At 70.8% G+C, this 22,870-nt stretch carries 21 protein-coding genes; 10 read left to right on the top strand and 11 right to left on the bottom strand.

Annotated features, from left to right (window positions below; genetic code table 11):
• Positions 1-180 precede the first annotated feature (180 nt).
• Complete coding sequence (gene glpK / locus ACYVHU_RS02380; RefSeq protein ID WP_078760464.1) at positions 181-1,659, top strand: glycerol kinase GlpK; 1,479 nt, start codon at positions 181-183, stop codon at positions 1,657-1,659.
• Between the two features lie 87 nt (positions 1,660-1,746).
• Here the strand turns inward: glpK and ACYVHU_RS02375 are convergent, their stop codons facing one another.
• Positions 1,747-2,601, bottom strand: a complete 855-nt coding sequence (locus tag ACYVHU_RS02375) for a lysophospholipid acyltransferase family protein (RefSeq protein WP_078760463.1) — start codon at positions 2,599-2,601, stop codon at positions 1,747-1,749.
• Positions 2,602-2,871: 270 nt separating this feature from the next.
• Here ACYVHU_RS02375 and ACYVHU_RS02370 point away from each other — a divergent pair, with 270 nt between their 5' ends.
• Positions 2,872-3,639: an alpha/beta hydrolase gene (locus ACYVHU_RS02370; protein ID WP_078760462.1), complete on the top strand. Its 768-nt coding sequence runs from the start codon at positions 2,872-2,874 to the stop codon at positions 3,637-3,639.
• Positions 3,636-4,454: a hypothetical protein gene (locus tag ACYVHU_RS02365; RefSeq protein WP_078760461.1), complete on the top strand. Its 819-nt coding sequence runs from the start codon at positions 3,636-3,638 to the stop codon at positions 4,452-4,454. Before ACYVHU_RS02370 ends, ACYVHU_RS02365 begins: the two co-directional genes overlap by 4 nt.
• Positions 4,455-4,470: 16 nt before the next feature.
• Here ACYVHU_RS02365 and ACYVHU_RS02360 read toward each other — a convergent pair whose 3' ends face one another.
• From ACYVHU_RS02360 to ACYVHU_RS02350, 3 genes are all read right to left on the bottom strand, one after another.
• Positions 4,471-5,166: an endonuclease/exonuclease/phosphatase family protein gene (locus ACYVHU_RS02360; RefSeq protein ID WP_498947411.1), complete on the bottom strand. Its 696-nt coding sequence runs from the start codon at positions 5,164-5,166 to the stop codon at positions 4,471-4,473.
• Between the two features lie 72 nt (positions 5,167-5,238).
• Positions 5,239-6,189 carry an ROK family glucokinase gene (locus ACYVHU_RS02355; RefSeq protein ID WP_078760459.1) on the bottom strand — a complete coding sequence of 317 codons (951 nt, stop codon included), beginning with the start codon at positions 6,187-6,189 and terminating at the stop codon, positions 5,239-5,241.
• Between the two features lie 95 nt (positions 6,190-6,284).
• Positions 6,285-6,686, bottom strand: coding sequence for a hypothetical protein (locus ACYVHU_RS02350; RefSeq protein ID WP_078760556.1), 402 nt, complete (start codon positions 6,684-6,686; stop codon positions 6,285-6,287).
• 371 nt (positions 6,687-7,057) lie between these two features.
• On the opposite strand from ACYVHU_RS02350, the gene ACYVHU_RS02345 reads away from it, so the two are divergent.
• Positions 7,058-8,854 carry an AMP-dependent synthetase/ligase gene (locus tag ACYVHU_RS02345; protein ID WP_078760458.1) on the top strand — a complete coding sequence of 599 codons (1,797 nt, stop codon included), beginning with the start codon at positions 7,058-7,060 and terminating at the stop codon, positions 8,852-8,854.
• Between the two features lie 46 nt (positions 8,855-8,900).
• On the opposite strand, the gene ACYVHU_RS02340 is transcribed toward ACYVHU_RS02345, so the two are convergent.
• The 5 genes from ACYVHU_RS02340 to ACYVHU_RS02320 all read right to left on the bottom strand — a co-directional run bounded on the left by ACYVHU_RS02340 (position 8,901) and on the right by ACYVHU_RS02320 (position 14,828).
• The gene (locus ACYVHU_RS02340) at positions 8,901-10,055 is read right to left on the bottom strand and encodes a glycosyltransferase family 4 protein (RefSeq protein ID WP_432935985.1); all 1,155 of its coding nucleotides are present in this window, start codon (positions 10,053-10,055) and stop codon (positions 8,901-8,903) included.
• Between the two features lie 139 nt (positions 10,056-10,194).
• Complete coding sequence (locus ACYVHU_RS02335; RefSeq protein ID WP_078760456.1) at positions 10,195-11,244, bottom strand: C40 family peptidase; 1,050 nt, start codon at positions 11,242-11,244, stop codon at positions 10,195-10,197.
• 437 nt (positions 11,245-11,681) lie between these two features.
• A complete protein-coding gene (locus ACYVHU_RS02330; protein WP_078760455.1) occupies positions 11,682-12,686 on the bottom strand; it encodes a C40 family peptidase in 1,005 nt (334 codons plus the stop codon).
• A gap of 487 nt (positions 12,687-13,173) precedes the next feature.
• On the bottom strand, positions 13,174-14,562 hold the full coding sequence (locus tag ACYVHU_RS02325; protein ID WP_078760454.1) for an NYN domain-containing protein: 1,389 nt from the start codon (positions 14,560-14,562) through the stop codon (positions 13,174-13,176).
• Positions 14,559-14,828 carry a hypothetical protein gene (locus ACYVHU_RS02320; protein WP_144389973.1) on the bottom strand — a complete coding sequence of 90 codons (270 nt, stop codon included), beginning with the start codon at positions 14,826-14,828 and terminating at the stop codon, positions 14,559-14,561. Before ACYVHU_RS02320 ends, ACYVHU_RS02325 begins: the two co-directional genes overlap by 4 nt.
• A 235-nt stretch (positions 14,829-15,063) precedes the next feature.
• On the opposite strand from ACYVHU_RS02320, the gene ACYVHU_RS02315 reads away from it, so the two are divergent.
• The 3 genes from ACYVHU_RS02315 to ACYVHU_RS02305 are packed head-to-tail and all read left to right on the top strand — an operon-like array spanning position 15,064 to position 17,859.
• On the top strand, positions 15,064-16,779 hold the full coding sequence (locus ACYVHU_RS02315; protein WP_078760453.1) for a DEDD exonuclease domain-containing protein: 1,716 nt from the start codon (positions 15,064-15,066) through the stop codon (positions 16,777-16,779).
• Complete coding sequence (locus ACYVHU_RS02310) at positions 16,757-17,536, top strand: rhomboid family intramembrane serine protease (RefSeq protein WP_078760452.1); 780 nt, start codon at positions 16,757-16,759, stop codon at positions 17,534-17,536. The genes ACYVHU_RS02315 and ACYVHU_RS02310 overlap by 23 nt, the downstream gene beginning before the upstream one ends.
• A gap of 47 nt (positions 17,537-17,583) precedes the next feature.
• On the top strand, positions 17,584-17,859 hold the full coding sequence (locus tag ACYVHU_RS02305; protein ID WP_078760451.1) for an Lrp/AsnC family transcriptional regulator: 276 nt from the start codon (positions 17,584-17,586) through the stop codon (positions 17,857-17,859).
• A gap of 46 nt (positions 17,860-17,905) precedes the next feature.
• Here the strand turns inward: ACYVHU_RS02305 and trpD are convergent, their stop codons facing one another.
• Together trpD and ACYVHU_RS02295 are read right to left on the bottom strand one after the other, a co-directional pair.
• Entirely contained in the window at positions 17,906-18,958 is a 1,053-nt protein-coding gene (trpD, locus tag ACYVHU_RS02300) for an anthranilate phosphoribosyltransferase (protein WP_235000763.1), read from the bottom strand.
• A gap of 265 nt (positions 18,959-19,223) precedes the next feature.
• Positions 19,224-19,664, bottom strand: a complete 441-nt coding sequence (locus ACYVHU_RS02295) for a DNA-binding transcriptional response regulator (RefSeq protein WP_078760449.1) — start codon at positions 19,662-19,664, stop codon at positions 19,224-19,226.
• 550 nt (positions 19,665-20,214) lie between these two features.
• Between ACYVHU_RS02295 and ctaE the strand changes: the two genes are divergently transcribed.
• From ctaE to qcrA, 3 genes are read left to right on the top strand one after another with little or no spacing between them, the layout of a single operon-like run.
• The gene (ctaE, locus tag ACYVHU_RS02290) at positions 20,215-20,844 is read left to right on the top strand and encodes an aa3-type cytochrome oxidase subunit III (protein ID WP_078760448.1); all 630 of its coding nucleotides are present in this window, start codon (positions 20,215-20,217) and stop codon (positions 20,842-20,844) included.
• 16 nt (positions 20,845-20,860) lie between these two features.
• Entirely contained in the window at positions 20,861-21,763 is a 903-nt protein-coding gene (gene qcrC, locus ACYVHU_RS02285) for a cytochrome bc1 complex diheme cytochrome c subunit (protein WP_078760447.1), read from the top strand.
• The gene (gene qcrA, locus ACYVHU_RS02280; protein WP_078760446.1) at positions 21,756-22,868 is read left to right on the top strand and encodes a cytochrome bc1 complex Rieske iron-sulfur subunit; all 1,113 of its coding nucleotides are present in this window, start codon (positions 21,756-21,758) and stop codon (positions 22,866-22,868) included. The genes qcrC and qcrA overlap by 8 nt, the downstream gene beginning before the upstream one ends.
• Positions 22,869-22,870: the final 2 nt, after the last annotated feature.

Here is a 22,870-nt window from a genome sequence, read left to right as displayed (position 1 = left end):
CGCCGCCGACCAGGCGACGGCACTGTGACAGGCGTCACGGAAGCGGGTCCCAAAAGAGTTGAAAGATGTTCACACCCGGGTAGATCTCCGGGATGCGCCCCCTTCACGGGACACCGTCGCCGTACCGCACACCTCACATGGTCTAGACCATAGTCGTCCGAGCTACTGGAGGCCAACCCCATGACCGTGCTCACCATCGACGCCGGGACCACCGGCGTGACAGCGCTGATGGTAAGCGAGAACGGGACCGTCCTCGCCCGCGGTTACCAGGAATTCGCCCAGCACTACCCGGATACCGGATGGGTCGAGCACGTTCCGGAGGAGATCTGGCAGGCCACCCTGGCCGCCTGCCAGACCGCGATCGACGCGGCCGGGGTCCAGCCGGCCTGTCTGGGAATCACCAACCAGCGTGAGACCGCGGTGCTGTGGGACCGCAAACGCGCCACCGCGCCACGCCGTGCGATCGTCTGGCAGGACCGCCGTACCGCCGGCATCTGTTCCTCACTGCGTGAGGAGGGGCATGAGGAGCGGATCACCGAACTGACCGGGCTGCGCCTGGACCCCTACTTCACCGCCACGAAGCTGACCTGGATCGCGCGCAACGACGAACGGGCCTGGAAGGGCGTCCAGGCCGGCGATGTCGCGATCGGAACCGTGGACTCCTACATCGTCGCACGGCTCACCGGCGGGGCGCGCCACATCACCGACGCCTCCAACGCCTCGCGCACCCTCCTCTACGACATCAGGGCCGGCTCGTGGTCGCCCGAGCTGTGCGAGCTGTTCGGCGTCCCCATGGAGGCGCTGCCCGAGGTCGTCCCCTCCTACGGCGCCCTGGGCGAGACCTCGCCCGAGGAGTTCCTGGGCCTGCGCATCCCCATCGCCGGCATCGCCGGTGACCAGCAGGCCGCGATGTTCGGACAGACCTGCTACTCCCCCGGCACCTCCAAGTGCACCTACGGCACCGGGTCCTTCGTCCTGCTCAACACCGGCGGCGAACCCGTCGCGCCGGAGCACGGCCTGCTGAGCACCGTGCTGTGGCAGCACCCCGACGGCCGGTTGGAGTACGCCCTGGAGGGCTCCATCTTCGTGACCGGCGCCGCGGTGCAGTGGCTGCGCGACGGCCTGGGGCTGATCGACAGCGCCCCCCAGTCGGAGGCCCTGGCCACCAGCGTTCCCGACTCCGGGGGCGTGGTGTTCGTCCCCGCCCTGACCGGTCTGGGCGCGCCCGACTGGGACCCCCAGGCGCGTGGCGCGATCTTCGGCATCACCCGTGGCACCCGACGCGCCCACCTCGCCCGCGCCACGCTGGAGGCGATCGCCTTCGAGGTCCGTGACGTCGCCGAGGCGATGACCAAGGCGTCGGGCACCGAACTTCCCGAGCTGCGGGTGGACGGCGGGGCCTCGGCCAACAACCTGCTGTGCCGGCTACAGGCCGACCAGCTCGGCGTCAGCGTGGCCCGGCCACGGATCCAGGAGACCACCGCGCTGGGAGCGGCCTTCCTGGCCGGGCTCGGCGCGGGCGTGTGGTCCTCCACCGAGGAACTGGTCGACACCTGGAAACTCGATCTGCGTTTCGAGCCGGGCGAGCGTGACGAGGCCGCCTACCGTCGCTGGCGCGAGGCGGTGGAACGCTCCAAGGGCTGGGCCGACCTGGGGTAGCCGGGGTGGTGTCGCGCGTCGAAGGGGCGGGCACCGTGTGGCGCCCGCCCCTTCGACGCGCGCCGTGGTCGTCGATCCGGGGAGGGGTCAGCCCGTGGAGCCGGCGTCCTCGCCGGCCTCTCCCCGACGCTCGGCCTTCCGCTGTCGGCGCTGCGCCTTCTTCTCCGCCTTCTTCCGCGCGCGTTCGGTCTTCTTCGACTCGCGCTCGGCGCGGCGCTGCTCCTTGCGTCCGGCGTGCTGCTCCTTGCGCTCCTCCTTGGCCGCGGCCTCCAGCTCCGCCTTGACCGACTGGGCGTAGCGGTCGACGTACTCCTGCCCGGAGAGCTTCATCAGGGCGTACATGATCTCGTCGGTGACGGCCCGCAGCACCCTCGGGTCCTTCTCCATGCCCTGATAGCGGGAGAAGTCGAGCGGTTCACCGAAGACCACCTTGGGCCGGATCCCGAGCCGGGGCAGGGTCCGTCCCGGAGGCATGATCTTGTCGACGTTGATCATCGCCATCGGCACGACCGGGGCACCCGACTCCAGGGCCAGGCGGGCCACGCCGGTCCGGCCTCGGTAGAGCCGGCCGTCGGGTGAGCGGGTGCCTTCGGGGTAGATGCCGAGGAGCCTGCCCTGCTTGAGCACCTTCAGGCCGGTGCGCAGCGCGGCCTCACTGGCCTTGCCTCCGGACCGGTCGATCGGGATCTGTCCGACTCCGGTGAAGAAGAGCCTGCTCGCCAGCCCCTTGACGCCCTTGCCGGTGAAGTACTCGGCCTTGGCGAGGAAGGTGATCTTGCGGGGAAGAGGGAGGGGCCCGAAGAAGTGGTCGGAGAAAGAGAGGTGATTGCTCACCATGATCGCCGGTCCGTGCCTCGGTACGTTCTCGACGCCTTCGGCCCGCGGCTGCCACAGCACCGCGAGCACCGGGCCGAGAATCGCCTTGACCACCCAGTAGAACACCCGGATTCACCCCCGCACGCACGGGGAGGGGTCGCCCTGACTTGTCACGCTCACCTTCCCGCTTCCACGAACAATCGCCGTTATCTTCGCATCGCTCGCGGCCTACTACCAATGTCGGCTCTGGTTACCTGGGGGTAGGGGACCTTCGGCCCACTCCTCCGCCACACCAGGGCGGGGGTTACGGGGGCCTTGTCCCTGAGCTAATTTCGTAGACCCGGTGCGCTACGCCGACGGCGCGACGACGCACACAGGACTGTCGAGGGAGAACCCATGTCGTTACTGCCAGGCGCCGGGGCCTTCCGGCACGACGGCGGGTCCGTCGGCGTGGTGCTGTGCCACGGTTTCACCGGAAGCCCGCGGTCGATGCGGCCCTGGGCCGATCACCTGGCCGCCGCGGGGATGACGGTACGTCTTCCCCTGCTCCCCGGACACGGGACCACGTGGCAGGACATGAACCTGACCACCTCCGACCAGTGGCTCGCCACCGCGGAGGAGGCCCTGCAGGACCTGCGCGGACGTTGCGACGAGGTCTTCGTGATGGGCCTGTCGATGGGCGGGTGCCTGGCGTTGCGGCTCGCCCAGCTCCACCCCGGCGCGGTGTCGGGGATCGTCGTGGTGAACCCCTCGATCGCGGTGGAGAACCGGGGCCTGCACGTCGCCCCGCTCCTCAAACACGTGCTCCGGTCCACGCGCGGTCTCACCAACGACATCAAGAGGCCGGGTGTGGACGAGCACGGCTATGACCGCGTGCCGCTCGCCGCGGCGGCGACGCTGCCCCGGCTGTGGCGGGCGACGCGACGCGGGCTCGCCTCGATCACCGCGCCGATCCTGGCCTACCGCAGTTCCGAGGATCACGTGATCGGTCCCGCGAGCATGCGTATCCTCACCGAGGGAGCGGTCAACACGACGGTGACCGTCGTGACGCTGGAGAACAGCTACCACGTCGCGACACTCGACCACGACGCGCAAACCGTCTTCGAGGGAAGCCTCGCCTTCGTGCGCGGGCACAGCCGGAGCGGGGAAGGGACAGCAGCATGACGCACCGTCGTGGCAACGGCCTGCTCGCGGACTCCTACGTGCCGCTGATCCTGCTGCCTCCGGCGCTGGCCGACGTCATGCTCGACGCGCTGCGCCGGGCCGGGATCGCCGCCTACGCGGTCCCGCTGGGCGAGGACGTGCTGGAGCCGGACGGGATCACGCTCGAGGAGCCCCCGACCGACCACCTCTACGTCGACACCAACGAGCGCTCCGCCGCCGAGGAGATCCTGCGCGCGGAACTTCCCGGGCTCCGGGAGTCCGCCACCGAGCCCGGCGACGACGCGATCGCCGGGCTGGACGAGGCTCCCACCACCACGGCGCAGACCGGCCGGCGCGATCCCGCGGCGCCGGCCGACGGGGAGGACGAGGAGGTCTGGGCCGACCTGGTGGCACGCTTCTACGCCCAGGAGGGCGCCGGCGACCTCGGGCCGCCGGTGTGGCCCGACGCCGAGAACGTCTCCCCGGGCGAACGCGAGCGCCCACCGGAGCCGGACGAGGAGCACGCCACCGACGAGACGCCGACCGTGTCCCGACGAGGCCGGCGCGAGGGCGTGGTCGAGGAGGACGAGGGGCACTACGTCCCGCCGCCGCCTCCCCCACTACCGCGCGGTGACCTCGTCAGCCGGTTGTCCTGGGGCGGGCTGTTTGGAGGACCGCTCCTTCTGCTGGGATCGATGCTGGTGGGCATGCGCATCCCGGGCTGGCTGGCCTTCCTCGCCGTGGGCGCGTTCATCGTCGGATTCGTGGTGCTGGTGGCGCGCATGGGCGATCGCCCGCCACGGGACAGCGGGCCCGACGACGGTGCCGTGCTGTGAGGGCGACCGGCCCCGCTCACAGCGCGATCTCGGCCAGCAGCGGCCGGTGATCCGTGGCGAGCTCGAGGTCGGCTTCGCTGACCAGTTCCAACGGCACTCCCGCGCCCACGGGCCGCAGCCCGGGCCCGGTGAAGATCGCGTCGATGCGCTTACGCGGGCGCCGCGCGGTGAAGGTCATCTCCCCGCCTCGGGGAACGGTCGCACCGGTGTCGACCATGCCCGACGCCAACAGCCGCCAGGCGGGTCCGTCCGCCTCCTCGTTGATGTCGCCGGTGAGCACGGGATCCACCCCGTCCCCCGTGACGGCCGCCAGGCGCTCCACCACCTCCGCGGCGTGCTGGAGGCGCGCGCCCTGGTGCAGGTCCAGGTGGGTGGTGGCGAGCGCGACACGGCGTCCGGCCACCTCCACCACCGCGATCGAGACCGCCCGTACGTGCAGCCCGAGGTGGTAGGTGAGCCGATGGTGGGCGGTCCGGACGACCCTGACATCGGGGGCCGCGAGGATCGCCAGGCCCCCGACACGCCGGTTGACCACGGGGGCCAGGCCCACCGCCCGGGCGAAGCGACGTCGCCGGCTGCGCCACCGCCATAACCGGGGCGCCTCCTGGAGGCAGAGGACATCGGGACGACAGGCCCTGACGACCCGGACGAGCGCGTCGACGTCATCGCGGAGTGAACGGACGTTGTAGGACAGGACCCGCAGCACCGCCATGCCCAGGGGATACCCCGTTCGGGCAGGCGTGACCCGCTCCCGGCCACACGGTCGCGGCCGGGAGCCGGGAGGTCAGCGTTCCACGAGGTCGGCCGCGCCGACCAGGCCCGCCTCGGCGCCGAGCTCGGCCGTGCGGATCTCCGCGAGCCGGCGGGTGACCCGGCCGGTGACGCTTCTGGCGAACGCCGCGCGGACGGGTTCGAGCAGGATCTCGCCGGCCTCGGAGACGCCGCCGCCGATGACGAAGCACTCGGGGTCGAGGATGGCCGCCATGTCGGCCAGTCCCAGACCGACCCAGTGACCGACGATCCGGAAGCACTCCAACGCGGCGCCGTCGCCCTCAAGGGCCGCCTGGGTGATCTCGGGGCCCTGGATACGCGCCACATCGCCGTCGGCGAGCTTGAGCAGGCGCTCGGCGCGACGGGGCTCGGTTCTGGCGAGGTCCTGGGCCTCGGCGACGAGGGCCCGGCCGCTGGCGTACTGCTCCCAGCAGCCGTGGTTGCCGCAACCGCACCGGCGCCCGTTGGGGACGATGCGGTAGTGCCCGATCTCGGCGGCGATGCCGTAGCGTCCCCGGTACAGCCGCCCGTCCAGGACGACCCCTCCGCCGATGCCGGTCCCCAGCGTCACGCACACCACGTTGCCGGTGTCGCGGCCGGCCCCGAAGCGGGCTTCTCCCCAGGCCGCCGCGTTGGCGTCGTTCTCGATGACCACGGGCAGGTCGATGCGGCGCTGGATCCGCTCCTTGAGCGGTTCGTTGCGCCAGGCGAGGTTGGGCGCGAACACGACGACGGAACGGCCCTCGTCGACGAAGCCCGCGGTACCGACCCCGACCCCGGCGAACGTGTCGTCGGGGTGGGTGGCCATCAGCTCCTCGATGGCGTCGCAGACCACGTCGGCGATGGCCGAGCTGTCGTTGGCGGGGGTGGGGTGCTTGACCTTCGTGAGGATCCGTCCATCCGGATCGACAACGCCGGCGGCGACCTTCGTGCCACCGATGTCAACGCCGATAGTCAACCGCATGGACGGCTCCTTTTCACCTCATGTCCGGGCGCGCTGCCCGGGGTTTCCCGGGCGCTCGAATGGAGTAAACCATTGGATTAAACCAGCGCCCCGGTTCAGTGGTGGCCGTCGGCCCCGCCCCGTGACCCGTCCGGGCGCGCGGAGCCGTTGCGGCGCTCCCGCTCGGCCTGTTCGCGGGCGCGCTCGAAGACGTCCCAGGCCTGGCCGACCGCGCCCACGAGAACCGACCCGGCCCGGCCGAGATGCCCGACGACCTGGGGGGCGGCGGTCCGCACGATGTCGATGACCTGGTCCAGGGGCGGCTCATCGCGCCGGGTCTGCTCGGCCACGGCCTGCTCCCACACGTCGCCCTTGGGAGGTGGCGGGGTGGAGACGACGTTGGTGACGCCTCGCCGCACACCGGCGATGATCAGCTTCCGTTGCAACGCGTCCACCAGGCGCAACGCCTCGTCGATGAGCTCGGAGGAGGGCGCGGGGTCGCGGTTCGGCTGTGCCATGGTCACCTGCCTGTTCGTCGGTCTCCTGTCACGTTAACCGGACGATGGCGCCGGGAGTTCCACGCGGGCGGGAAACCAGGGGGAACCCCGGAGGGTTTCAGGGTGGGGCGGGAGAAACGGTTCCGTCGGTCAGGGAACGTGGCGCTCGTCGCCTACCAGCGCGTAACCCGCTCATCTGTGCTTCCGCAGCACCCTACCGGTGCATACTTGGCTTTTCCAGGCACAGAGCCTCCGGCTCCGGCCGCGCACCGCGGTCTGGTCCAGGATCACTATCCCATACCAAAGAGAAGCCGGTTTTACCGGCCGGTAGCAGAACTTGTTACCGTCCTCACGTTCCCTCGTCGAACCCGTATCGTCCAGGAGCTGACCACGTGCGCGAGTACAGCCGTCCAATAAAGGTCGAGATCCCTACCGACGCGCGTCTGACCGACACCGTCTTCGCGCGCGCCGCGCAGGAGCCTGACACCGTCATGCTCCGGCGTCTGGAGTCGGGGCAGTGGCACGACGTGACCTGCGGGGAGTTCGGCGCCACGGTGACCGCCATCGCCAAGGCCCTGATCGCCGCCGGCGTCGGGCACGGCGACCGCGTCGGCCTGATGTCACGCACCCGCTACGAGTGGACCGCCATCGACTACGCCGTGTGGGCCGTGGGCGGTGTGACCGTCCCCATCTACGAGACCTCCTCCGAGGAGCAGGTCCAGTGGATCCTCGGCGACTCCGGCTGCGTCGCCGTGTTCGTCGAGACCGCCGAGCACGAGAACCGGGTCGAGGCGGTACGCGCCGACCTCCCCTCCCTCACCTCGGTGTGGCGCATCGAGGACGGTGGGCTGAAGGAGTTCACCGCCTCGGGCGGCGAGATCGACGGGGCGGTCGTGGAGGAGCGCCGTCGCGCGGGAAGCGCCGACGATCTCGCGACGCTCGTCTACACCTCCGGCACCACCGGACGCCCCAAGGGCTGCGAGCTGACCCACCGCAACCTCCTGTTCACGATCCTCAACATCATCGAGGGGCCGCTTCGGGAGGTCTTCACGGTGGAGGGGCGCTCGACACTGCTCTTCCTGCCGCTCGCCCACTCCTTCGCGCGCATCATCCAGGTCGGCTGCATCGAGTCCAAGACGGTGCTCGGCCACTTCCCCACCACCGGCCCCGAACTCATCGACACCCTCGGCGTGTACCGGCCGACGTTCCTGCTGGCCGTGCCGCGGGTCTTCGAGAAGGTCTACACCAAGGCCGAGCAGAAGGCCGTCTCCGAGGGCAAGGGAAAGATCTTCCACGCCGCGGCCGAGACCGCGATCGCCTACAGCCGCGCCCTCGACTCCGGCGGCCCCGGACTGCTGCTCAAGCTCAAGCACGCCCTGTTCGCCAAACTGGTCTACGGCAAGATCCTGGCGGCCGTGGGAGGCCGGGCCGGCTACGCGGTCTCCGGCGGGTCCGCGCTGGGCGAGCGGCTGGGGCACTTCTTCCGGGGTGTCGGGCTGACGATCATCGAGGGGTACGGGCTGACCGAGACCTCGGCCCCGACCGCCGTGAACAGCCCCGACGCCAACAAGATCGGCACGGTCGGCCCGCCCTTCCCCGGCGTCTCGGTGCGGATCGGCGAGGACGGCGAGCTGCTCATCAAGGGCGACCACGTCATGCGCGGCTACTGGGGCAACCCCAAGGCGACCGCCGAGGCCTTCGACGAGGACGGCTGGTACCGCACCGGCGACCTCGGCTCGCTCGACGAGGACGGCTACATCCGCATCACCGGCCGCAAGAAGGAGATCATCGTGACCGCCGGGGGCAAGAACGTCGCCCCGGCCGTCATCGAGGACCGCATCCGCGGCCACGAGCTGGTCAGCCAGTGCATGGTCGTCGGCGACAACCGCAACTTCGTGTCCGCCCTGATCACCTTGGACGCCGAGGCCCTGGAGTTCTGGAAGAAGCAGAACCGCAAGGAGGGGGAGCTCGCCTCGCTCATCTCCGACCCCGACCTGGTCGCCGCGGTCCAGCAGGCGGTCGACAACGCCAACAAGGCCGTCTCCCGCGCCGAATCGGTCCGCAAGTTCAAGATCCTGCCGGTGGACTTCACCGAGGAGGGCGGCCAGCTCACCGCGTCGCTGAAGGTGAAGCGGCACGTGGTGGCCCGGCAGTTCGAGCGTGAGATCGAGGAGATCTACGGGGGCTGATCCACGGGGCGGTCGGTGGAGGAGACGCGCACCGGCCGCCCCCGCCCTACCTCTCCAGCAGTTCCCCCAGCCGGGCCGCGGCCCGGTCCCAGCTCCACTCCTTCTCCACCCAGGCCCGGCCGCGCTCCCCCATCTCCCTGGCGGCCGAGGGGTCGCGCAGCAGCCGGACCACAGCGCGCGCGGTGGGGCCGGGGCGCGTGCCGTCGACCACGTGACCGGTCTCCCCCTCCTCGACCGCGTCCGGGGCCCCACCCGAGTCCCCCGCGACCACCGGCAACCCGGTCGCCGACGCCTCCAGGTAGACGATCCCCAGGCCCTCGACGTCCAGGCCCCCGTTGCGGGTACGGCACGGCATCGCGAACACGTCGCCGGCGTCGTAGTGGGCGGGAAGCTCCTCCCAGGGAACCGACCCGGTGAAGCGCACCGACCGATCCACCCCCAGCTCCTGGGCCAACCGCTCCAGCCGGGACCGGTAAGGGCCGCCCCCCACGATCAGCAGCGCCGCCTCGGGCACCTCGGCGAGCACCCGGGGCCAGGCCCGCAGCAGCGTGTCCTGCCCCTTGCGGGGCACCAGCCGCGACACGCACACCACGACCGGTCGGTTCCCCAGCCCGTACCGTTCCCGCACCCACGCGCCCCCCGCCCCGCGCCGGAACCGGTCCACGTCCACGCCCGGCGCCAGATGGCGCATGCGCGCCGCGGCCTCGGGGGTGAGCGCGCGGGCCAGCCGGGTGCGCGTGTATTCACCCAGGTAGGTCAGGACGTCGGTCTGCTCGCCGATCCGCCGCAGCAGTTCCCTGCCACCCGGCAGCGCCGCCCAGCCCGCCTCGTGTCCGTGGGTCAGCGCGACGATGCGCCGCGCTCCGGTTCGGCGCAGCCCGCCGGCCAGCAGCCCGAGCGGGGCGGCGGCACCGAAGAGGACCGAGTCGCACTCCTCCAGCCGGGCGATGGAACGGGCCCGGCGCAGCACGCCCGGGGTGGGCAACAGCACCGAGGTGCGCTCCCGGATGACCGGGAAGGGCTGGCGCAGGTCGAACGCCTCGGGATCGCGCCAACCACGCGCGCCGGGCCGGCGCGCCGGGGAGGAGCAGTAGACCACCACGGAACCGGGCGGCCGGCGCAGCGCCAGCGCGTGCACGAATGCCTGGATTCCACCGGGGCGGGGCGGGAAGTCGTTGGTGATGATCAGCGTTCGGGCCACGGGGGCAGTCTAGGAGCAGCCCGCTCCGGTTCCCACGGGGCGAGGGGGCGCGTGGACGCCGAAGGGCCCTCCGGACGCCGGATCCAACCCTGCACCCGGCCCGGAAGGCCCTGTCGTCCGCTGTGGGAGGCGGCCGCGGCTAGGGACGCACGCCGCCGACGAACTCGCTGCGGTAGTAGTCGTTGAGCGTGACCTCGCCGATGGGCTTGGACGAGGTGGAGGCGTGCACCATCTTGCCGTTGCCGGCGTACATGCCGACGTGGGTGGGCGAGGAGCCGTAGAAGAACATCAGGTCGCCGGGCTGGAGCTGGTCCCAGGAGACCCGGGTCCCGGCGTGGAACTGCTCCTGTGAGGTGCGGGGGAGGCTGACGCCGGCCTGCGCCCAGGCCGCCTTGGTCAGGCCGGAGCAGTCGTAGCCGTCGGGGCCGTTGCCGCCCCAGATGTAGGGCTTGCCGATCTGGGCGTAGGCGAAGTCCAGCGCCACTCGGGCGTTACCGGAGGCCGAACCCGTGTAGGAGGCGCCGCCGCCGGAGGACGAGGAGGATGAAGAGGACGCCGAGCCCGACGAGGTGGAGCCCAGGTTGGCGGTGGCCGCCTCCTGCTCTTCGGCCGTGAGTTGCTCGAGCAGCTCCTCCTGCTCGGCGATCTTCGCCTCGCCCTCCTCCTTGGCCTCCTCGGCCTCGGCGAGCTTGTCCGCGGCCTCCTGCTCGATCTGCTGGGCCTCGGCCTCCAGTTTGGCGAGCTTGTCCTTCTCCGAGGAGTAGCGCTCCAGGCTGGCCTGCTGGCTGCTGGAGAGGTAGCCGAGGTCGGCCGACTGCCGGAGGACCTGCTCCGGCCCCTGTGAACCGAGCAGATAGGCGGGTGAGCCGTAGTCCACGCCGCTGTAGGCGGAGCTGGCCAGGATGCGGACGTCATCGCGCAGGGCGGCGAGCCCTTCGTCGGTCTCCTCGAGGTCGTCCTGGATCTCCTCGAGCTTCTTCTGCGCGGCGTCGTGGTCCTGCTTGGCCTGGTTGTACTCCTCGTTGAGTGCCGAGAAGTCCCGCTCGAGCTGCTCGATCTCCTCCTGCACGTCCTGCGCCGTGGGGTCGGCGTGGGCGACCGCGGGGGTGAGGATCAGGGCGCCGGCGGCGATGAAGCCGACCGACGCCAGGTGGCGGCGATAAGAGCCACGATCATGGCGTTCATCCACGGTTGTGGCACACCTTTCTCCCAGTCATCCGCCTACCGGCCGAGCACGGGGCTTCGGTGGGGAGTCCGGCGCCGCGGACTGACCGACGGGCGCGGGGGTTTCCCGGGAGCCACCCTGGCGCGCGGCCCGGTCGGGCGGGGGTGTCGCGCGGGGGCTGGGCTCCCTCGGTCTCCGCGCCTCGGGTGAGTTAGCGAGTGGAGCGCGGAGTTCGGCGGGAGTGGCCGCCGCCATCCTGGTGATGGCGAGAAGACGACCTCACTCGGCGATGAACCCTAGTGCATCTCCAGGACTGGTCTCAACCAATTCGTTACGTTAGCCCCATTTTTCCTGCAAGGAGCACCCCGTCCCCTTGACGACGACGCCGCCCGGGCCACGGCAGACCGTGGCCCGGGCGGCGAGGCGAACAATCTCACTCGTCCCGGTCGACGGGACGAACGCTAGGGGCGGACGGCGAACTGGTACTGACCGTCCCAGTAGCCCGCCAGCGACGTGATCTCGATGTTCTTGCCGGTACGCGGGGCGTGGACCATCTGGTTGTTGCCGACGTACATGCCGACGTGCCCCAGGTCACTGAAGAAGAGCAGGTCGCCCGGCTGAAGAGCGTCCCGGCTGACCCGCTGGCCGACCTCGGCCTGGCCGTAGGTGGTGCGCGGCAGGCTCACGCCGGCCGCCCCCCAGGCGCGCATGGTCAGACCCGAGCAGTCGAAACCGTCCGGACCGGCACCGCCCCAGACGTAGGGCTTGCCGATCTGGGCGTAGGCGAAGTCGAGAGCGGTGGCCGCGCTGCCGGAGGCCGACCCCGTGTAGGTGGCTCCCCCGGAGGAGTCGACGGAACCGTCGTCGGTCGGGTCGGCGCCGGGGAACTGCGCGAGCAGCTCCTCCTGCTCGGCGATCTTCTCCTCGACCTCGTCCTTCTTCTCCTCGGCCTCCTCCTTCTGCTCCTCGGCCTCCTTCAGGGCGTCCTCGGCCTCCTGCTTCAGCTTGATGAGGCGCTCGGAGGAACCGGCGAACTCCTCCAGCTCGGCCTGCTGGCTCTCGGAGAGGTAGCCGATGTCGGCCGACTGGTCGAGGATGTCGGAGGGGTCGTCGCTGGCCAGGATGTTGGTCGTCGACCCGACGTCGGTTCCCTGGTAGGCCGCGCTGGCGAACTGGGCGACCTTGTCACGCAGCTCGTTGTAGCGGTCCTCCTCGTCGCCGACCTGCTTCTCGAGCTCGTCGACCTTCTTCTTGGCGGCGTCGTAGTCCTCCTTGGCCTGGTTGTAGTCCTGGACTACGCTGTCGGCCTCTTCCTGGAGTTCCGCGAGCCTCTGCTCGGCCTCCTCCTGCGTCTGCTCCGGCTCGGCGTGGGCGATGCCGGACGGCAGGATGATGCTTCCTGCGGCCACGACTCCGAGACCGGTGACGATCCGGCGGGCCGTGCGCCGACCACCGTTGTCAGTCATGGGCGGTACACGCTCCTTCATCAAAGTCCGCTGCGGGAGTGGGGATGGGCGAGGGGTCGGCGCCAGCGATCACGGCGCACGCGAGCCAGGCGGCGGGGGAACCGCCGTCCCGTGCGTGGGGGGTCGTTGACGCGGCAGCACGACCACGTGCTCCCGCACGATCGGGCGAACCTCCCGCGCGCGGTCGGGCTACCACGAGTCCGCCACTGCGGCGCGGAAGCGATCAAGCTCCGGATAGAACCTAGCGGACGACCCCACCGGGCTCAACCACAACAGGGCACTTGTAACGGCGGACACAGTCGTCCCAGAGGTGTCACCGCAGCCCTCCACCTCGGGAGCCGACCCCGCCCACCTGGCCGCTTTCGGTCAGACGGCGCCCTGATGTCCGCATCCGTGTCCGTCAGGAGGCGAAAGACCACGCTGCAATCGTGACCTGCCGGCGCCCGCCACCCCGCCCACACCGCGTGCTCCCGCGCGGCCGGGCCTCTCAAGCCGAGGGGTCCAGGCGGCGCAGCAGCAGCGCCGAGGGCACCGCGTGGGCCCCCTCGCGCCGGACCGCGGACACGATCTCCCGGTCGGAGGTGACCACCGCCAAGGGCCGTCCCGAGGGTTCGGCCCGGACGAGCCGGATGATCAGCTCGTCGGCGGTCTCCCCCGGCTCGCTGAACAACAGGCGCACCCGTCGCTGGCCGGACTGCACGGGCGGGAGGTCGACCTCCGCCCCGTCGAAGACGCACGTGATCTCGGCCTTGGTACGGCTCGCCAACCCCTCGAGGCCGGCCATCAGCCGGGTGCGCTGATCGGCCAGGGGGAGCGTGCCATAGCCCGTCTTGGTGACGTTGTAGCCGTCGACCAGGAGATGGACGCGCGGCATGGTGAGCAGCTGGTCGATCAGGGCGGGATCGTCCGTGGGCAGCCCTCCCGTCATGGGGGTCCGCCCGCGCGCCCCGCCGGCCACCAGGTCCGCCGGGCTCTCGATGGACGTGGGCAGCGCCAGTTCGCGACGCAGCCCGTGCGCCGCGTCCAGCAGCACGTCGACGAGGACCCGCAGCCGCGCCTCTTCGGCGCTGCGCCCCGCGCGGGCGGCGCGGCGGGCGTTGTCCACCTGGGCCTCGGCGGCGGCCAGCCGGTTGCGCAGCCGCCGGTTCTCCGCTTCCACCGCGCTGACCTGTCCCGCGGCGTTGCCGCTACGGTCCGCGGCCTCGGCGATCGCCTGCTCGGCGCGGCCGATCGCCTCCTTGGCCCGCTGTCGCTCGGCGTGGATCCGCCGGCGCAACTCGGCGATCTCGCCGCGCTGCTCCCGTAGTTCGGCGCGGAGCCGGATCACCTCGTCACGGTGTTCGTCCTTGAGCTCGCCGATCTGACGGCGGAGCTCGGCGATGGTCTCGGCCGCCTCGTCGGCCTCCTTGGCGCTGGCTCGCCGCTCCAACTCGCTGTTGACCCGGTTGACGACGTCGACCCAGCCGTCAGGGCGGATGAGATAGGCGGCCGCGGCGACCGTCACCGGATCGGCGGCGGGGGGCACCACCCCCTTGCGCAGCCCTTCGGTCAGCTCGGGCCAGACCGCCTCCATGCGTTCGGCGACCCGTCCACGAAACGTCGCGTCCGTCTCCAACTGGGCGGCGATCTGCGGGCCGGCGAGCCGGGCCCGTCTGCGCGGCTCGAACTTGGCGACTCTACGCAGCACCGGGGGGAGATCGGTGATCGGCAGCCCGCCGAGAACGTCGGACCCGTAGTCGATGACGCGGGTCCGCACGCTCTCCGGGAGCACGAGAGGTACCCCGCCGTTGCCGGAGGCGTGGGAGGACTGCTCCGGCGCGGACGTCCCGACGTCCTCCGGTTCGGCGCCCGCCGTCCCGTCGGAGTCGGTGCTCATGCCCGCCCCACGGGGCCTTCCGCCGCAACGGTCTCGCCCGCCGGACGGTCGACGACCTCGACGGAGTCGACCGCGTTGCACCAACGGCACCGGACCTGCTCGACCGTCTCGCTCAGCGTCTCGCTCTCCTCGAAGCGGCTGTCACCGGACAGGTCGAAGTGCAGGTAGTCCCGCGAACGGACGGTGCGGGTCACGTCGAACCGGGTCAGGTTCCCGCATTGGGTGCACCGCCACCGCTGGGCGTCGGTCGGCATCGTCGTGCTCACGGCCTTGTCACTCCTCGACTTCGATCCCCGATCCCCTCCACGTGGAGGGCGGCCCGCACCGGTTCCTCCGGCCGGCCGTTGCTGGTCCGGTCCATCTTTCCATGTCGGGGGATAGTTCCCCCCAGTCCCCCACAAGGTGCAGGAACCCCGCCCCCATCGCGGCCCCGCCTTCCGCCGGCACGCACCACCTCCACCACGGTCCCTTCCCGTCACCACCTGCGCCTACCCTGACGAGGTGGCACAACAGCAGCACTCGGTCCAGACGTCGCTGGAGGACCTGGGGACACCCCTGTCGGCCACGACCTTCGTGGTCGTGGACCTGGAGACGACGGGGGCGCGGTCCAGCGGCGCCGGCATCACCGAGATCGGCGCGGTGAAGGTCCGCGGGGGCGAGGTCCTCGGCGAATTCGGCACCCTCGTCAACCCCGGCGTGCCGATCCCCCCGTTCATCACCCTGCTGACGGGCATCACCCAGGCGATGGTCGCCACCGCCCCGCCGGTCGACGCCGTCCTCCCCGGTTTCCTGGAGTTCGCCGAACTGGACCGGGGCGCCGTCCTGGTCGCCCACAACGCCCCCTTCGACGTGGGTTTCCTCAAGGCCGTCTGCGCCGACCACGGTCTGCCCTGGCCGGCTCCCACGGTCGTGGACACCGTGCCGTTGGCCCGGCGGCTGATCCCCCGCGGCGAGGTCGGCAACCACAAGCTCGCCACCCTCGCCGGCTTCCTCGGGGTGCCCGACCGCCCGACCCACCGGGCGCTCGACGACGCCAGGGCGACGGTGGGCGTGCTGCACGGCCTCTTGGAACGGCTCGGCGCCTTCGGAGTGGACACGCTTGAGGAACTGCGGGCGTTTCGCAGCGCCCCGACCTCGGTCCAGCGCGGCAAGCGGCACCTCGCCGACGACCTGCCCGAGTCCCCCGGCGTCTACGTCTTCGAGGACGCGCGCGGCGACGCGCTCTACATCGGCAAGAGCGGCAACCTGCGCCGGCGGGTGCGCTCCTACTTCACCGCGGCCGAGACCCGCCGCAGGATCAGGGAGATGGTCGGGCTGGCCGAGCGGGTCAGGCCGATCGTGTGCGCGACCCCCTTGGAGGCCGAGGTCCGCGAATTGCGGCTGATCTGCGAACGCCACCCTCCCTACAACCGCCGTTCCCGCCACCAGGAACGGCTGGTCTGGCTCAAACTGACCCGCGAGCCCTATCCGCGCCTGTCGGTGGTGCGCGACCTGGCCGAGGACGGCGCCCCCTACCTCGGACCGTTCCGTAGCGCGCGCGAGGCGCAGCTCGCCCGCGAGGCCCTTGAGGAGACCGCCCCGATCCGGCGCTGCAACCACCGTCTGCGCCGCTCCCCCACCGTGGCCGCGTGCGCGCTGGCCGGGATGGGGCGCTGCGGCGCCCCGTGCGAGGGACGGGAGAGCGTCGACGACTACGCCGCGCACGTGGCCGCGGTGACCGCGGCGATGACGGATGAACCGGGCCGCGTGGTCACCCGGCTGCGGCAGCGGATCGAGGAGCTGTCGCGGGAGCTTCGCTATGAGGAGGCGGCGGCCCACCGCGACCGCCTGGCCGCGTTCCTACGGGCCTCGATCCGCCGGCAGCGGTTGGCCGCGCTGGCCGGCTGCTCCCACCTGGTGGCCGGCCGCCCCACCCCCGCCGGGTGGGAACTGGCGGTGATCCGACACGGCCGGCTCGCGGGATCGGCGCTGATGGGCCGGGGGGAGCGTCCCGCGCCCTTCCTCTCCGCCCTCGTGGCGACCGCCGAAACCGTGGAGCCGGGCCCCGGCCCGGCGCCGCGCGCCACGCCCGAGGAGATGGAGTGTCTGCTGCGCTGGCTCGAATCCCCTGGTCTGCGGTTGGCCGAGATCGAGGGCACGTGGAGCTGCCCGGTCGATGGAGCGGAGAAATACCGGGACCTGACAGACTGGGGCCATGGCAGGCATCCCGCTCAGTGACGACTATCCGGTCCGGCGCGTCCCCGTCGTCACCTACCTGCTGATCGCGGTCAACGTCGCGGTCTACCTCCTGTCCCCCTCCTCACTGGTGGCGACGTGGTACGGCGCGGCCGACGGGATGGTACGGGCCTGCGCCCAGGAGTTGTATCTGCTGCGCTGGGCGGCGATCCCGGCCGAGCTGCTGACCGGCGACGCGCTGGGCGCGGCGGGGCTCACGCAGACCCCCGGCTGCCCGCCCACCGAGGTGGCCAAGATCCCCTGGATATCGGCGGTGACGTCGATGTTCCTGCACGGGGGCACGCTCCACCTGCTGGGCAACATGGTCTACCTGTTCGTCTTCGGCCCGTGTGTCGAGGACCGGCTGGGCCGGATGCGCTATCTCGGGATGTACCTGGCCTGCGGTGTCCTGGCCTGCTACGGGTTCGCCCTGAGCGAGGGAGCGATCGAGGTGCCGATGGTCGGCGCCTCCGGCGCGATCTCCGGCGTGCTGGGCGCCTACCTGGTGGTCCAGTTCCGCAGCCGGGTGATCACCCTGGTCTTCGGCGTCCTGCCGGTGCGGCTGCCGGGCTGGGTCCTGGTCGCCACCTACTTCGTGCTGCAATATTTCCTCTACATCAGCCTGTCACTGTTCCCCGGCGAGGACGCCGGGGTCGCCTACGCCGCGCACGTCTACGGCTTCGTCGCCGGTGTGGCGGGCGGGCTGCTCGTCTACCGCATCCGCTGGCGCGCCGGATGGCGCCTTTCCGACGTGCACTGACGCCGCGACCCGGCGCACCCTCACCACCGATCCCAGGAGGATTCCACGTGATCACCGCGATCGTCATGATCAAGGCCGACGTCGACCGCATCCCGGAGGTCGCGGAGGCGATCGCCGAGATCGACGGCGTGAGCGAGGTCTACTCGGTCACCGGAGGAATAGACCTCATCGCCCTCGTCCGGGTGCGACGGCACGAGGAGCTGGCCGAGATCATCCCCGGCCGGGTGAACAAGGTGGCCGGCGTGCTGTCCTCCGACACCCACATCGCCTTCCACACCTACTCCCAGCACGACCTGGAGGCCGCGTTCTCCCTGGGGCTGTAGTCGTCGGGTCCGTGCCCGGGGCGCGCCCGGGCACGGACGGCGAAGGCTAGTTCCGCGCGGCGCGCTCCTGGCTGGCCTTGATCCAACGGTCGAGCGTGGCCTGCGCCGCGCCACTGTCGACCGCGGCGGCCGCGCGCTCGTAGGCGGCGCCGATCCCCTCGGTCAGGGTTCCGCTGAACCCCTCCGCGGCCACGAGCGCGCCGGCCGCGTTGAGCAGAACGGCGTCGCGCACGGGTCCGGTCTTACCTCCGACAAGGTCGCGCACGACGGCGGCGTTGAATCCGGCGTCCCCCCCGCGCAGCGCCTGCGGTTCGGCCCGTTCGATGCCGAGGGCGGCCGGGTCGAGCCGCTCCTCGCGCACCTCCCCGTCACGGACCACCCACACCGCGGAGGTGGTGGTCGTGGTCAGTTCGTCCAGGCCGTCGTCGCCGCGGAAGACCAGCGCGGAGACGCCGCGCCGGGCGAACACCCCGGCGATGACCCCGGCCATGCGGGGATCGAACACCCCGATCGCCGCGGCGGTCGGGCGCGCCGGGTTGGTCAGCGGGCCCAGGAAGTTGAAGACGGTGGGGGTCCCCAGTTCGCGCCGCGGCTTGGCCGCGTAGCGCAGCGAGGGGTGGAACAGCGGCGCGAAGCAGAAGGTGATCCCGACCTCCTCGACGACGTCGACCGTGTGCCGGGGGGACAGGTCGATGACGACGCCGAGGCGTTCGAGCACGTCGGCCGTTCCACACGAGGACGAGGCGGCGCGGTTGCCGTGCTTGACCACGCGCACCCCCATGGCCGCGGTGACGATCGCGGCCATGGTGGAGACGTTGACCGTGTGCGCCCGGTCCCCTCCGGTGCCGACGATGTCCAGGGTGGGTCCCGGGACGGTGATGGGCACGGCGTTGTCCAGCATTCCCTGGGCGAGACCGGTGACCTCCTCGACGGTCTCGCCCTTGGCGCGCAGCGCGATGGCGAATCCCGCGATCTGGGCGTCGGTCACGGCGCCGGACATGATCTCGTTCATGGCCCAGGCGGTGTCGTCGGAGTCGAGGGACCTCCCGGCCAGCAGCGTGTCGAGGAGTTGGGGCCAGGTGCGTTCGGAGATGCTCACTAACGGTTCCTTCAAAGGTGTCGTGGTCCGTGGGTGTTCACTGCGGGCACGTGTCAGGCACGCCATCGGGCGATGTCCGCACCGTGGTGGAGGGCACCGCTGAAGAACCGGAGGGATCGTCCGCCGTACCGGGGCACGGCGACACCTTGGAAGAGGGGCATCTACAGAATTATCCGTGGGACGGCCCGCCGCTGGGCGACGGGCGGGGCGTGTCGTGTGACGTGGCGGCGCCGCCCGGGCCGAAGCGCCCGGGCGGCGCGCATCGTCAGCCGGCGACGACCGACTTGCGGGCGCGCTCGCGCAGCATCTCGGCCAGCGTTCCGGCCAGCGCCACGGGGTCGATCGGGTGGGCGAGCACACGGTCGGCACGCGACCAGGCCCCCAGCCAGCGGTCGTCGCGGCGGCCGATGAGCAGCAGCACCGGTGGGCAACGGTAGATCTCGTCCTTGGCCTGCCGGCACAGGCCCATGCCGCCGGCGGGCCGGGCCTCGCCGTCGAGGATCGCGACGTCGATGGCGGAGTCCTCCAGCCGCTTGAGCACCACCGGCGCGGTGGCGCACTCGACGAACTCGACCTTGGGCACGTCCGCGGCGGGACGACGGCCGATGGCCAGGCGTACCTGTTCGCGGACGCCGGCGTCATCGCTATAGATGAGGACGCGCATCGTGGGGGTGTGTTCGGCGGTCTCGGTGCCGCTGTTCGCCATGGGAACCGTCCTTATTGTTCGGCCACCGCGTCCGGCGTCGGCCGCCGCCGCTGGGCCATGACTTCGTTGTCCCGGCCGATCAGGCGGCGCGCGGGCGCCACACGCCCTCTCCGGCGCCCACGTGTTACCCCGCCACGGCCACTCCCACACCCGCCCTCGAACGCACGCGGTCGGGTGCACACGGCACCGAGCCTATTGCCTTGAGACGTTCGACACGACGGGAGCCCGCGAACCCGTGGGACGCCGGCCGTATCAGGACGTCCGTTCCGGCCGCATCGCCATGGGCGTTGCCGAGACCTTCCTGATACCCTCGCTGCGGACCGACGGCCCGACACGAGGCGGTCGGGGCCGCTCGACCTCCGTATCAATGGGGGTTCGGCGGGCCCCCTTCCGCCCGGATGTCCCCGCCACGTCTCGTTCCCACTGGTCACGGGGATGTCACGACGGCCCCAGGGGCGCACAGCCACCTCTGGCCTCGTGATCACGACCTATCTCACCCGATACGGGGGGTCGTGCAACACCCCTCGTCAGATGCCGCAATAATGCAGACGTGGCGACAGCAACCGCGAACCAAGAAACAGGACCGACACCAGCACATCATGGTGCGGCGAAGCGACCTGACCTGGTGAGCGTTGGCACCATCGTTTGGTTGGCCAACGAGCTCATGTTCTTTGCGGCGCTGTTCGCGATGTACTTCACCATCCGATCGGTGACCAAGGGAAACCCGGAACTGGGCGCCTGGCCCGACGTTCACCTGAACGTGCCGTGGGCCCTGTCCATCACCGTCATCCTGGTGGCCTCGAGCTTCACCGCGCAGGCCGGCGTCTGGGCCGCCGAGCGCGGTGACGTCAAGAAGCTCCGTAAGTGGTTCTTCATCACGTTCGCCATGGGCCTGATCTTCGTGCTCGGCCAGGCGTACGAGTACTACGAGCTGATCGTGCACGAGGGCCTGACCCTGCAGTCCAGTGCCTACGGTTCGATGTTCTACCTCACCACGGGCTTCCACGGGCTCCACGTGATCGGTGGTCTGATCGCGTTCCTGATCATGCTGGGACGCACGTACGCCGCGAAGCGCTTCACTCACCAGCAGGCGACCAGCGCCATCGTCGTGTCTTACTACTGGCACTTCGTTGACGTGGTCTGGATCGCTTTGTTCGCATCCATCTACTTCATCCAGTAACCCGAACGGGGAAACCGTGAAATGGATTACCGCGCGGCGACGGCATCCCCTTGCGGGGTATGTCGTCGTCATAATCGCGCTCGCCTTCTTCGGCGTGGGCTACGCCTTCGTGGCGCCCAACGCTGATCGGGCTCAGGCGCAGACCGTTGCGGCCGGCTCCGAGGAGGCCCCGGTCGACATCAGCAACGGCAAGCAGATCTTCGTCCAGAGCTGCGCCAGCTGCCACGGGCTCGACGGGAAGGGCACCGAGAACGGTCCCGACCTGACGGGCGTGGGTGCGGCCGCGGTGGACTTCCAGGTCAGCACGGGCCGTATGCCGTCCATGAACCCGGACGTGCAGATGCCCCGCCGCGACCCGGTCTACACCGAGCAGGAGATCCTCGACCTGGCCGCCTACGTCGACCAGGAGTTCGGCGGCGGCCCGGCCATCCCGGAGCAGGCCCCCGGGCTGGCTCCGCAGCGCTCGGACTTCGAGGACGAGAGCGAGTACAAGGCCGCCAAGGAGCAGTACGAGGCGGCCTACGAGCAGTACATCGCCGGTGGTGACACCGAGGCCGGCATGAAGCTGTACATGACCAACTGCGCGCACTGCCACAGCTGGTCCGGTGCCGGCGGCGCCCTGACCGACGGGCGTTGGGCCCCGGAGATCCACGAGGCGACCCCGCGCGAGATCTACGAGGCCATGATCACCGGTCCCGGTGCGATGCCGGTGTTCAACGACACCACCATCACCGAGGAAGAGAAGCAGTCCCTGATCAAGTTCGTGAAGGACCTGCAGGCCGAACCGGACGCCGGCGGCGTCTTCTCGCTCGACCGCATCGGCCAGGTCGCCGAAGGCTTCATCGGCTGGACCGTCGGCATGAGCCTGATCGTGGCGTGCGCCATCTGGATCACCGCGAAGCAGCGAGCACATGACTGATAACAACACCAACCACGACAGCGGGGCCGGTGCCGAAGGACCCGACCGGGTCATCGGCACCCCCTCGCCCGCCGGCGAATCCCTCGCCGGCGCCACGGCGACCGCCCATGAGCGGCGGCACGAGGGGCCCTACCCCGCCGTGGAGACGCACCCGCGCCCCGAGGAGATGCAGCGCAAGGGCGAGAAGCTCGCCGCGCTGTGGTTCCTCGTGGCGTTCCTCGCCGGCATCGGCTTCTTCGTCAGCTACTTCTCGTTCCCGCCGAACGCCGAGGGCGAGCCGGCGATCGCCGACCCGCAGACCGCGCAGTACGCGAACATGCTCATGGGCGGCACGATCGCCCTGGCGCTGTTCGCCATCGGCGCCGGTATGACGGTGTGGGCCCGCCGGGTGATGCCGCACTACGAGGTGTCCTCGCCCTACGACGAGCTGCCCTCCTCCCCCGAGGAGAAGGGCTCGTTCAGCGACTTCTTCATGCAGGGCGCGCATGAGAGCGGTTTCACCAAGCGTCCGCTGATGCGCCGTACCCTCCTGCTGGCCATGGTCCCGCTGGGCCTGGCCCCCATCGTGCTGCTGCGCGACACCGGGCCGCTGCCCGGTGACAAGCTGAAGCACACGATGTGGGAGGACGGCATGCGGATGGTGGTCGAGGGCACCGACCGCCTCATCCGCGCGTCCGACCTCGACGAGGTCGGCGGCATGGTCACCGCGCTGCCCGAGTCGCATGACCCCGAGCACGGGCTCAGCCTGAACGACCAGGCCAAGACCGTGGTCCTGCTCATCAAGATGGACCCGGCCGACTTCAGCGACGAGATGACCCAGCAGCAGCTCGACTGGACCCACGACGGGATCGTCGCGTACTCCAAGATCTGCACCCACGTGGGTTGCCCCGCGGCCCTCTACGAGCAGACGTCGCACCGGATCCTGTGCCCGTGCCACCAGTCGACGTTCGACGCCGCCAACGGCGCCAAGGTCGTCTTCGGGCCGGCCCACCGGGCGTTGCCGCAGCTCCCGGTTAGGGTGGACGATGAGGGGTACCTCGTCGCGGCCGGTGACTTCTCCAGCGCCGTCGGCCCGACGTTCTGGGACGCGGAGAAGGGTGACTAGCA

The sequence above is a fragment of the Marinactinospora endophytica genome (assembly GCF_054780875.1).
This window is presented reverse-complemented; position numbering and strand designations above follow the sequence as displayed.

Bases quoted from the DNA above. Each gene is read 5' to 3' on its own strand.
- glpK (WP_078760464.1), top strand. From the start codon at position 181: ATGACCGTGCTCACCATCGACGCCGGGACCACCGGCGTGACAGCGCTG.
- ACYVHU_RS02370 (WP_078760462.1), top strand. From the start codon at position 2,872: ATGTCGTTACTGCCAGGCGCCGGGGCCTTCCGGCACGACGGCGGGTCC.
- ACYVHU_RS02365 (WP_078760461.1), top strand. From the start codon at position 3,636: ATGACGCACCGTCGTGGCAACGGCCTGCTCGCGGACTCCTACGTGCCG.
- ACYVHU_RS02360 (WP_498947411.1), bottom strand. From the start codon at position 5,166: ATGGCGGTGCTGCGGGTCCTGTCCTACAACGTCCGTTCACTCCGCGAT.
- ACYVHU_RS02355 (WP_078760459.1), bottom strand. From the start codon at position 6,189: ATGCGGTTGACTATCGGCGTTGACATCGGTGGCACGAAGGTCGCCGCC.
- ACYVHU_RS02350 (WP_078760556.1), bottom strand. From the start codon at position 6,686: ATGGCACAGCCGAACCGCGACCCCGCGCCCTCCTCCGAGCTCATCGAC.
- ACYVHU_RS02330 (WP_078760455.1), bottom strand. From the start codon at position 12,686: ATGACTGACAACGGTGGTCGGCGCACGGCCCGCCGGATCGTCACCGGT.
- ACYVHU_RS02325 (WP_078760454.1), bottom strand. From the start codon at position 14,562: ATGAGCACCGACTCCGACGGGACGGCGGGCGCCGAACCGGAGGACGTC.
- ACYVHU_RS02310 (WP_078760452.1), top strand. From the start codon at position 16,757: ATGGCAGGCATCCCGCTCAGTGACGACTATCCGGTCCGGCGCGTCCCC.
- ACYVHU_RS02295 (WP_078760449.1), bottom strand. From the start codon at position 19,664: ATGGCGAACAGCGGCACCGAGACCGCCGAACACACCCCCACGATGCGC.
- qcrA (WP_078760446.1), top strand. From the start codon at position 21,756: ATGACTGATAACAACACCAACCACGACAGCGGGGCCGGTGCCGAAGGA.